General features: G+C 37.1%; 2 protein-coding genes. Both read left to right on the top strand.

The window, feature by feature from the left end:
- Nucleotides 1-150 precede the first annotated feature (150 nt).
- A complete protein-coding gene (locus AC4FQ3_RS19275; RefSeq protein ID WP_491182923.1) occupies nt 151-11,607 on the top strand; it encodes a T9SS type B sorting domain-containing protein in 11,457 nt (3,818 codons plus the stop codon).
- A 43-nt stretch (nt 11,608-11,650) separates the two neighbouring features.
- Nucleotides 11,651-12,625 carry a PorP/SprF family type IX secretion system membrane protein gene (locus tag AC4FQ3_RS19270; RefSeq protein WP_042563640.1) on the top strand — a complete coding sequence of 325 codons (975 nt, stop codon included), beginning with the start codon at nt 11,651-11,653 and terminating at the stop codon, nt 12,623-12,625.
- Nucleotides 12,626-12,836: the final 211 nt, after the last annotated feature.

Here is a 12,836-nt window from a genome sequence, read left to right as displayed (position 1 = left end):
GCGGTAACTTGTACAGCTACGACTACTACTGTTACATTAACAGCTACAAATGGAGTTGGAACTTTACAATACGAAACAATAGCACCGTCTCCTGTAATTATTGCTAAACAAACATCTAATTCTTTTGCAAATCTTGCTCCAGGAACTTACATGTTTAAAGTTACTGATGCAAATGGATGTTTCTATACAGAAGCTCATACAATTAATCCAGTTACTCCAATTACGGCTGTTGCTAGTAAATTAAGTGATGTATTATGTAACGGTGGTAACACAGGATCTATAAGATTAACTGTGGGTGGTTTTGCTTCTACCTATTCTTATACTGTTAATGGCGGAATTGCCGTAACAGGAATTAGCAGCACAACGGTTACTTTAACAAATTTAGTTGCAGGAAATTATGCAATTGTTGTTACTGATGAAGCAACAGGTTGTACAGCTCCTGCTTCGATTACTATTGATCAACCTGCAGCTCCTTTATCTGCAACTTATGCAGCAGTAAATGGAAACTGTTCTGTTAGTACTTCAGCGGTGACTGTTACAGCAGCTGGAGGAACACCAATATACAGATATTCGTTCGTTCAGGATGGTGCTCCGGTAGGAACATATTCAAACAACAATAAAGCAAATCTTGATCCGGCAGTTAGTTTAAACTGGGACGTTCATGTAATTGATGCTAACAATTGTACATTCAAATTAGACATTACGATTTCTAAAGATATCGTTCCTACTGTTACAGCTTCTGCAACAGGACAATGTTTTGGTGTAGGAAGCTACACTATTACTGCAACTCCGGGAGCAGGTTTAGTAGCGCCTTTAACTTATAGTATTGACAATGGTGCTTCTTACCAGACAGGTAATACGTTTGTAATTACGACACCAGGAACTTATACTGTTAGAATTAAAGACGGTAACGGATGTACAGCAAATAGTAATGTTGTTACAGTTGATAATATATTAGGCTTAACAGCTGTATTAGACAAAAACATTACATGTTCATTACCAACAGCTGCTCAGGTAACTTTGACTGCAAATGGAGGAAGTACTCCTTATACATACCAATCTAAAGAAGCTGCAGGAGCATACACAGCTATGGCTTCTAACGTTTTCAACACAATGGCTCCTGGAAGTTATACGTTCAGAGTTACTGATGCTAAAGGATGTATATTCGAAACTACAACTCCAATTATTATAACAGCACCTGTTAATCCAGATATTACAAACGTTGTACAAACAGCACTTATCAATTGTAATGGAGATGCTACAGCAGCAATTGCAATTACAATTGATGATACAAAAGGACAAGCTCCATTTGTATATAATGTTAGAAATACAACTACAGGAGTTAATTATGGTACACAAACATCTGGCTTAGCAGCAGGTAACTATGTAGTTACTGTTACTGATGCAAAAGGATGTACTGATACTTTCAATATTACTATAGCACAACCAACTCCAATTGTAGTTAGTCGTACTGTTACTCCAATTACTTGTGGTGCTTTAGGTGTTTCTTTAGGTTCGATTACAATTAATTCGGTTACTGGTGGAACACCAAATTATACCTATCACGTAACAGGAGTAAATGGTTATAATAAACAAATTACAAATCAAACTGGAGCTACGGCTGTGTTTGAAGTTGTTGATTTCGGTTTATATCAAATTATTATTACAGATGCAAATGGTTGTACTAATATTGAACAAAACGTATTGGTTGCTTCGCCACCAGACGATTTAGATATCATTGTTACGGCACCACCGGCAGATTGTTCTTCACCTGGTTCTGCAGTTGTAGCTATTAATACTACTGCAACAGGTACAATAACAGGACCTGGTCCATTCCATTTTGCTATCTATACTGGTCCGGGAATGGTCTACACAGCACCAACAACTTTACCTTGGTACAATGAAGATGCTGTAGGAAGTAAAAAAACAACAATACCAAACTTAATACCTGGTGTTAAGTATACTTTCATAGTTCATGATTCTGTAACAGGTTGTTACTATTTCGAATCGGCTACAACTCCGATTCCTACAAATTCAACCTTAACAACAAATGCTCTAATAGCAAGTAATATTACTTGTAGAGGAAGTGCAGATGGTAAAGTAACTTTTACAATAGGAAGTTCTTATGCATCTGTTACTCCAATAAGTTATGAGATATTTAATTCTCAATCACTAGTGTCAACTGGAATTACCGGAACAGGTTCTGTTCCAGCTGGTGGAATTTTGACACTTTCTAACCTTGGACCATTGCCTTTTGGTAATTATTTTGTTCTGGTAAGAGAAACAGCTGGTGCAACTCACGCTGGATGTAGTGTTGCTACAGTTCCATTTAATATTACTCAGTCTGCAATTGACTTGTCACTTACAGCTTCTGTCTCTAAAAATGCAAATTGTAACGCTAACTCAGGAGTTATTACTGCAATTGCTAAAGATGGTACAGCACCATACACATATCAATTGTTATTAGCTTCGGCTCCGGCTCCAACAGCAGCGACTGCAGGTTGGGCAAGTGCCAACACATTTAATAGAGATGCAGGAAATTATATTGCTTATGTAAAAGATGCTTATGGTTGTATTAAACAGGCTTCAGTTACTTTAAATAAAGATGCTGACCCAACAATTACAGCACCTGCTACAATTTGTTATAATGGTACTCCATTCACAATTGCAATTTCTGGAACTGTTGATCCGGCAATTGTTGGTGATGCTACTTATAGCGTAAATGGAAGCACTTTCCAAACAAGCCCTAACTTTACATTTAATGCTTCGGGTATTTATAACTTAGTAATTAAAGATGGTAATGGTTGTACAGCTAGTACTACTTATGAAGTTAAACCGCAATTACAATTAAGTGTTGCATTAACTAAAGAATTAGATTGTACAGCTACACCAAATGCAACAATTACGTTGACTGCTACAGGTGGATATAACACAGCTTACACTTACGAATATTCTGTAAATGGAGGTGGTTATACAACTATGGCTTCTAATGTTCTTTCAACAAGCGTTTTAGGAAATTATGTTTTCAGAGTAAACGATGCTAAATTGCCAACGGCATGTCAGGCTACTGCTACTTTAACTTTAGATCCTGTTCAGCCTACATTATTTGCTACTGTTCAAACACATGTTAGCTGTTTTGGTGGTGGAGACGGAACGATTACAGTAAATGTTACTTCAGGTGTTGGTCCTTATCAATATCAATTAGATGGTGGAACTTTCCAGACATCTAATGTATTTACAGGAGTAGCAGCAGGAAATGCATATATTATTACTGTTAGAGATGCTAAATCTTGTCTTTATCCAAGTGCGCCAATAGTTATTACGCAGCCAGTTGCTTTAACAGCTACTTCGGCAATAACAGCTCCTTTAACTTGTGCTACAGGAAATGTTCCGACAAAAGCAATTGTTACTGTAACAGCTACTGATGGTACAGCTCCATATTTATATAGTTTTGATAATGGAGTAACTTATACTTCTACAAATACTTATGAAGTATTTGCAGGTACAACTTTTGATGTTTTAGTTAAAGATGCTAAAGGATGTCTATTCACATTAACAAATGGGGTTAACATTCCTGCTTTGAATCCGCCAACGATTACAACTATCACTGGAACGCCAATTTATTGTGCTCCGGCTGCTAACACAACAAGTACGGTTACTATAACCACTACTAATGGTGTTGGAACATTAAATTATGTGATACTTTCACCGGCAAGTGCAACGACAAATGTTACAGGAGCTACAAGTGGAGTATTTACAGGATTAGCTGATGGTACTTACTTATTTGAAGTTACAGATGCTAATGGTTGTAAGGATCAGGAATCTTATATAGTAAAACCTGTAACGAACATTACAATTGCAGGTGAACTAGTAAGCAATGTTACATGTAACGGATCTGCTAATGGAGCAGTTAAATTCACTGCAGCAAACTATGCAGGAACTTATACTGCAGTTTTAACAGCAGGAACGGGTACATTAACTCAAACAGGAAATACTGTAAACGTAACAGGTCTTGCACCGGGAACTTATACAGTTGAAATTACAGATGCAATAACAGGTTGTAAAGCAACAGCATCTATTGCTGTTACACAGCCAACACCGGTTGTTCTTAATATGGTAAGCAATGTAAATGCTAATTGCAACTTTGGTGCAAGAGTAACAGTTTTAGCTACTGGCGGAACACCTGGATACAGATATGCTTTTGTTGCAAGCGGAGTTACTCCAACTGCAGCTGATTATGACACTCTTGCAAGTGTTGTTTTAAACCCTGCAACTACAGCTTGGGATGCGTATGTGTTAGATGTTAACAATTGTCCGGCTGTTTACAGTTTTACAATTGGTACAGATGCACCGCCTGTTATTGATAACCCAACCGCTCCATATTGTTATATGGGAGGTCCGGTTGCAGTTACAATTACTGGAACTTATGTTGGTACACCAATGTACAGTATTGGTAACAACTACCAATCTAGCCCTGATTTTGTATTGAATGCACCAGGAACTTATACCTTCTCTATTAGAGATGGTAACGGTTGTGTGACTTCAAAACCTTACACACTAAACCAACAATTATTATTAAAAGCAACACTGACACAAGATTATACTTGTGCGGGTGATGCAAGCATAACATTATTAGCTACTCAGGGAACGTTAACTTATAACACATTTGAAGTTAGTTATAATAATGGTGTATACACTGCTGTAACGGTACAGCCTTACACTACTAATGTTCCTGGAACTTATACTTTCAGAGTTACAGATAGTCAGGGATGTCAGGCAGCTTCAGTTTCAGTAGAAGTTACAGCAAGAACAACTCCAACAGCAACAGCTACTAAAAATGATGTTAGTTGTACAGGAGGTTCAGATGGTAGTATTATCGTTACTGCCGCAAATGGATTAGCGCCATATCAATATCAATTAGATGGAGGAATATTCCAGGCATCAAATATTTTTACAGGTTTATCGGCTGGTGCACACAATATCGTTGTTAAAGACGCTAAAGAGTGTATTACAATCACATTGCCAGTTACGATTTCACAGCCAACTGCTTTAGCTGCAACGGCTACAGTAACCACTCCATTAAGTTGTGGAACTGGAAATTCGACACAAGCAGCAATAGTTACTGTAACTGTTGATACAACAACAGGAACAGCACCATATCAATATAGTTTTAATGGTGGTGGTTATGGTAATTCAAATACATACACAACAAGTGTATCAGGTCCTGTTACCGTATCAGTTAAAGATGCTAATAACTGTGTAATAGCAGTTCCGGTAAACGCAACTGTTCAGCCACTTGATCCACCAACGATTACAACTATCACTGGAACGCCAATTTATTGTGCTCCGGCTGCTAACACAACAAGTACGGTTACTATAACCACTACTAATGGTGTTGGAACATTAAATTATGTGATACTTTCACCGGCAAGTGCAACGACAAATGTTACAGGAGCTACAAGTGGAGTATTTACAGGATTAGCTGATGGTACTTACTTATTTGAAGTTACAGATGCTAATGGTTGTAAGGATCAGGAATCTTATATAGTAAAACCTGTAACGAACATTACAATTGCAGGTGAACTAGTAAGCAATGTTACATGTAACGGATCTGCTAATGGAGCAGTTAAATTCACTGCAGCAAACTATGCAGGAACTTATACTGCAGTTTTAACAGCAGGAACGGGTACATTAACTCAAACAGGAAATACTGTAAACGTAACAGGTCTTGCACCGGGAACTTATACAGTTGAAATTACAGATGCAATAACAGGTTGTAAAGCAACAGCATCTATTGCTGTTACACAGCCAACACCGGTTGTTCTTAATATGGTAAGCAATGTAAATGCTAATTGCAACTTTGGTGCAAGAGTAACAGTTTTAGCTACTGGCGGAACACCTGGATACAGATATGCTTTTGTTGCAAGCGGAGTTACTCCAACTGCAGCTGATTATGACACTCTTGCAAGTGTTGTTTTAAACCCTGCAACTACAGCTTGGGATGCGTATGTGTTAGATGTTAACAATTGTCCGGCTGTTTACAGTTTTACAATTGGTACAGATGCACCGCCTGTTATTGATAACCCAACCGCTCCATATTGTTATATGGGAGGTCCGGTTGCAGTTACAATTACTGGAACTTATGTTGGTACACCAATGTACAGTATTGGTAACAACTACCAATCTAGCCCTGATTTTGTATTGAATGCACCAGGAACTTATACCTTCTCTATTAGAGATGGTAACGGTTGTGTGACTTCAAAACCTTACACACTAAACCAACAATTATTATTAAAAGCAACACTGACACAAGATTATACTTGTGCGGGTGATGCAAGCATAACATTATTAGCTACTCAGGGAACGTTAACTTATAACACATTTGAAGTTAGTTATAATAATGGTGTATACACTGCTGTAACGGTACAGCCTTACACTACTAATGTTCCTGGAACTTATACTTTCAGAGTTACAGATAGTCAGGGATGTCAGGCAGCTTCAGTTTCAGTAGAAGTTACAGCAAGAACAACTCCAACAGCAACAGCTACTAAAAATGATGTTAGTTGTACAGGAGGTTCAGATGGTAGTATTATCGTTACTGCCGCAAATGGATTAGCGCCATATCAATATCAATTAGATGGAGGAATATTCCAGGCATCAAATATTTTTACAGGTTTATCGGCTGGTGCACACAATATCGTTGTTAAAGACGCTAAAGAGTGTATTACAATCACATTGCCAGTTACGATTTCACAGCCAACTGCTTTAGCTGCAACGGCTACAGTAACCACTCCATTAAGTTGTGGAACTGGAAATTCGACACAAGCAGCAATAGTTACTGTAACTGTTGATACAACAACAGGAACAGCACCATATCAATATAGTTTTAATGGTGGTGGTTATGGTAATTCAAATACATACACAACAAGTGTATCAGGTCCTGTTACCGTATCAGTTAAAGATGCTAATAACTGTGTAATAGCAGTTCCGGTAAACGCAACTGTTCAGCCACTTGATCCGCCAACAATTGATAATGTAAGCGGAACACCAATCTGGTGTACACCAGCGGCAAATACAACAAGTACAGTTACTGTAACAGTTAGTCATGGTGTTGGTACCCTAACTTATGCGATCACTTCTCCAGCAAGTGCTATTACAAATGTATCAGGTGCTGCAAACGGAATCTTTACTTCATTATCAGCTGGAACTTATATTTTCAAAGTTACAGATGCAAATGGCTGTACAGATGAAGCTACATATACTGTTGATGCCTTAATCAATATTACAACTGCAGGTCAGTTAATAAACGATGTAGTTTGTAACGGAGAGGCAAATGGTTCAGTGAAATTTGATGTAGATAATTTCGCAGGTACTTATACAGCAACGTTAACAGCTGGTCCAACAACGGGTACTTTAACTCAGGTTGGTAAAGTGGTTACCTTAACTAACTTACCTGTAGGAACATATACAGTTCAGGTTAGAGATGATATTACAGGTTGTACAGCTTCTGCTTCAGTGACTGTGGGTCAACCAGTGGCATTATCATTAACTGCAACTAAAAACACGCGTGCTAATTGTAAAACTGGTGCCGAGGTTACTGTTGTAGCAGCCGGAGGAACTCCAGATTATAAATATGCATTCATTTTAGATACAGATACAGTTACAGCTGCAGATTATTCTAACAGCAATAATGCTGTGCTAGATCCTGCAAAAGGCTTTAACTGGGTAGCTTACGTAATCGATTCTAAAAATTGTACGATATCTATTCCAATTACAATTGTACTAGATCCGTTGCCAAATACTATTACTACAAATGTGGCAAGTCAATGTCCATCTGCGACAGGTGAGTATACGTTTACAGTAACTGTAGGTAATGGTGTATCGCCTTATGAATATAGTATCGGAAATGGTTTCCAATCAAGCAATACATTTACAGTAAATGCTCCTGGAAATTATGATGTTACAGTAAGAGATGCTAATCAATGTGAAGTAACTGTGACCGCTGCCGTAACAATTGCACCAGCATTACAATTAGAAGCTATTATTACTGCATTGCCAGACTGTGTAAATACTAATATTGGTATTATCACGGCAACTGCTACAGGTGGTTCAGGAAATTACAATTATACTCTAGATGGTGGATTTATTGTTACAACTACTCCTGCAGAATTCAATACTGTTACTCCAGGAAACCACGTGGTTAGAGTGAGAGATGTTGTTACTAATTGTGTTGTTATAGAGAATGTATTTGTCGCTCCAGCTACAAAGATTGAAGGACTTGCATTAGCGAAAACTGATGTAACTTGTAATGGCGGAAATAATGGTTCTATTACAGCTAGTATTGACGAAACAGGTGTAAATGATAACCCAATCTATGTGTATAAATTAACGGGAACTACTGCTTTAGGAATTCCTGTTAGTCTGCCAACAGTAGGTACTCAGGAGAGTCCTATCTTTGAAAACCTTGAAGCGGGAGATTATACTGTAACGGTTACTTCAGGTAGAGGTTGTAAAGCTTCAGAAGATGTTAGAATTAACCAATTCGATCCAATTGCAGTAGGTGCTCCGGTACTTGTTCAATATGGTTGTGCAACTGGTACAAATACTTCTAACTATGCTACAGTTTCAGTAGGTACTGTAACAGGTGGATCTAAAACCTATAATAATTATGAATTCTTCAGAGATGGAGTGTCAGTTCAAAATGGTCCTCAGTCAGTATTTACAGAAACAGATTACTTAGGTGGTAACTATTCTGTAAAAGTTACAGATGATGCAGGATGTTCAGGTGCAAGCGTAGGAACAGTGAGAGTTAATCCATTTATTAGTTTAGATGTAGTTAATGTTTCAAATGTAGCTATTACTTGTATTTCAAGTGAAGAAATAACAGTTTCAGTTACTTCTACAGGAGGAACACCGGTTCTGTTAAATTACAATGTAACTGGTACGGATAATGCTTACAACCAAACGAAAACTAACGGTAACTTCACAGGTTTAACGGTAGGAAGCTATATTATAACAGTTACAAACCCTGCAACGGGATGTAGCATACAAAAAGCGCACTATGTTGCAGAGCCTAATACATTTGAGATTAAAGCAAATCCAATTGTAAAAGAAGTTTGTTTTGGTGACAGTAATGGAAGCGTTGAATTAACATTCGTTGATAATCAACTTAATCCATCAAATGAAGCCGGACCTTTCGATTATACTATTACAGATGGTACAAACGCGATTTCAGGTACAACAACTGATGCAGGTCCAGTACTGGTTTCAAATTTAATTGCAGGTACATATAGTGTTACTGCTAAGTTAAAAGCAAGTCCGGAATGTACAGTATCAACAGTGTTTAGTATTGCACAACCTTCTGTACAATTGACAGTGGCTACAACTAAGTCAGATATCACTTGTATTCCTGGTAATGATGGAGAAATCTCTGCATTTGCAACAGGTGGTTGGGATAATAATTATACATATGAATTAGTGTTAGGCGGAGTTGTAATAGCTTCTAACACCGATGGTAACTTTACTGGATTAGGTGCAGGAGTATATACAATTAATGCCAAAGATGGCAAAGGTTGTCCTGCTCAAACTACAGTAACGTTAAAAGTTCCGGATCTAATTATTGTGAGTGCGGTTCCAAGTGTTACAACATTATCATGTTTTGGTGATAAGTCTGCGACAATAACGGTTAACCCTCCAACTGGCGGACAAGGAAGTAACTATATGTATACTTTAAACATCCTGTCAGCAACACCGGTTATTGTTTCTGGTCCGCAATCTGATCCGGTTTTCACTGGATTAGGAGCTGGAAAATACAGCATAACAGTTTCAGACGGATTCAATTGTTCTGCAACATCAACTGAAATTGATATCACAGAGCCTACAGAAGTTATACCAAGTTTAGTATTGGCTTCATCACAAACATGTAATACATTGTCAACACTTACATTAAGTGCGACAGGTGGTTCAGGTCCGTATAGCTATAGTAGCGATGGTACTAACTATAGTGCATTTACTACTCCATTTACTTTCTCAGTACCAGTAGGAACGTACCAATACTATGTAAGAGACGTTAATGGTTGTGTGGCAACAATTTCTAATGAAATTAAAATAGATCCTTTAGTTCCATTAACAGTAGAATTAGATATCACAAACGCAGTAGTAAAATGTGTTGGTGAAGCAACTGGAGTTATTGTTGCTGAAGCAAAAGGTGGCTTAGGTAACTATAGTTATACTTTAGAAACTAGTGCTGGTGTTCTTGTTCAAGGTCCACAAGATAACGGAAGATTCGAAAACCTAATTATAGGAAATTATCGAGTAAGAGTTGATAGTGGAGATTGTAAACAAACATCTGTTAATGCTGAAATTACTCAGCCAGCAGCTGCTCTACAACCAACATTTGTTCCAACTAATGTTACTTGCTTCGGTGAAAACAATGGTAAAATTGTTGTTACGACAACTGGAGGAACAGGAACTATTAAATATGCTATTTCACCTGATTTAAATCAGTTTGATTTCATTAGCACATTTGATAAATTAGCAGCTGGTTTATATACAATAATTGTACAAGATGAGAATGGTTGTTACTGGAAAGAAGATATAGAAATTACACAACCTAACCCTCTTATTGTAACAGAAGTTGCAAACTCAATGATTCCTGAAGTTTGTAAAGACGATAAAGATGGAGCATTTAGCATAGAAGTTAAAGGCGGAACAGGACCATATAGTGTAAGTCTTGATGTTAAAAACGGGCCATTCACACAAGGAGCAGTAGGTCAGACAATATTTGACTTTACTAATCTTTCAGGTGGTGTTCATACAGTTTATGTTAAAGACGCTGGAGGTTGTATCAATGAGTTTGTTGAAAACATGCCGCTACCGGTAGTTCTTAATCCAACTGCAGAAGTAACTTACGACTGTGTTAACAATACGCAAGCAAACATGGTAGTAATTACAGTTGATGAAAGCATAACAAACCCTGCTGATGTTGACTACTCTCTTGACGGAAGTGCAACGTACCAGCCAAGTAACATCTTTACAAATGTTGCTCCGGGTACACACTATGTAGTTGCAAGACATACAAATGGTTGTGAAGTGCCAACGGCTAACTTTACTATTAAGTCTTACACTGCCTTAGGTGCTGTTAAAGCTACAGGTCAGCAAGAGATGAATATTATTTCTGTTACCGCTTCGGGTGGAGCTCCGGCTTACGAATACAGTTTCAATGGAGAGCCATTTACATCATCTAACAAATACAAAATCTACAAATCTGGAGATTATAAAGTAATAGTTAGAGATCAAAACGGTTGTACGTTTGAGCTTATCGTTCCTGCTATTTATGTAGATGTTTGTCTTGACAATTACTTTACTCCAAACGGAGATGGTGTTTATGACAATTGGGGTCCAGGTTGTACTAATATTTACAACAACCTTGAGTTCTCAATCTTCGACAGATACGGTCGTGTAATTGCGAAATACCACTACGGTCAAAAATGGGATGGTAGATATAACGGAGAGGAATTACCTTCTGGTGATTACTGGTATGTTCTTAAACTAAATGACGAGAAAGACAATAGAGAGTTTGTTGGACATTTCACTTTATACAGATAACAAATTAGAGCCCCAAATTATGTTATCTAAAAAAATTATTACAATGAAAAAATTATTTTTATCCTTAGTACTCATGGCTGTAACAACAAGTTACAGCCAAGAGCTAAACCTACCGGTATTTACTCAGTATTTAGCTGATAACCCTTTTGTGCTTTCTCCTGCTTATGCAGGTATTGGTGATAACCTTAGAATTCGTCTTAACGGACTTACACAATGGGTTGGAATAAAAGATGCGCCTCAAAACCAATCTTTGTATGCTGATTTTAGAGTTTTAGATCGTTCAGGAGTTGGTATCTCATTGTATAATGATAAAAATGGTTATACACGTCAAACCGGTGCAAAAGTTTCATTTGCGCACCACTTGATTTTAGATTATTATTCAAAACAGTACCTGTCTTTTGGTATTTCGTATAACTTCAATACGTTTAAAATTGATATAGATGAATTCAATAACACAATTGAACATCCAATTTTAGACCCGTCCGTTACAGATAATCGTTATACATCAAATAACAACTTTGACATTAGTGCTTTATATCGTAATAAGAATTTTTACTTAAGTTTTAATGCAAATAACGTTTTGCAAAAAAACACCGACAGATACCGAGGTTTAGAACCAAGTTTACTATCAAACTATCAGGTATATACAGGTATGATTTTTAAAGATGGAGAAAATAGCCGTATCGAATACGAACCATCTGTGTACTACCAATATTTTGCCAGCGATAAACGTTCAACTACTGATTTTAACTTCAAGTACAGACGTTACAACCGTTACGAAGATTACTATTGGATTGGAGTTTCATACCGTTTCTTAAACGACCAGTTTCCAAAACCACTATCAGTTGGACCAATGTTAGGTTTCATGAAATCTAAATTTTACTTCGGATATTCGTATCAGGTAATGTTCAACGATCTTGGTAATTATAACACAGGAACGCATTCGATCACTATCGGATTCGATTTCTTCGGATCAATCAGTAACTGTCCTTGTACACAAAGTCCGGTACACGACTAATAAATTTTACATTTAAGATTTACTGTAGACTAAATCCTATATTTTTTCGTTTTACTATAAAATGAAAGGCCATTATTTGGTTTACAGTAACTTTTAATTGTTAAATATTCTGCTAAACAATTTTATATTTTTTAAAATAAATTTGTTTGTTTTCTTAATTTACAACGTTTTCGTTGTTATTGGTAGGTTATTTTTATATTTTTCGAATTTA

This window comes from Flavobacterium sp. AK-345, assembly GCF_058310175.1.
The sequence above is the reverse complement of the archived record's forward strand: the minus strand, read 5'-3'. Positions and strand labels throughout refer to the sequence as shown.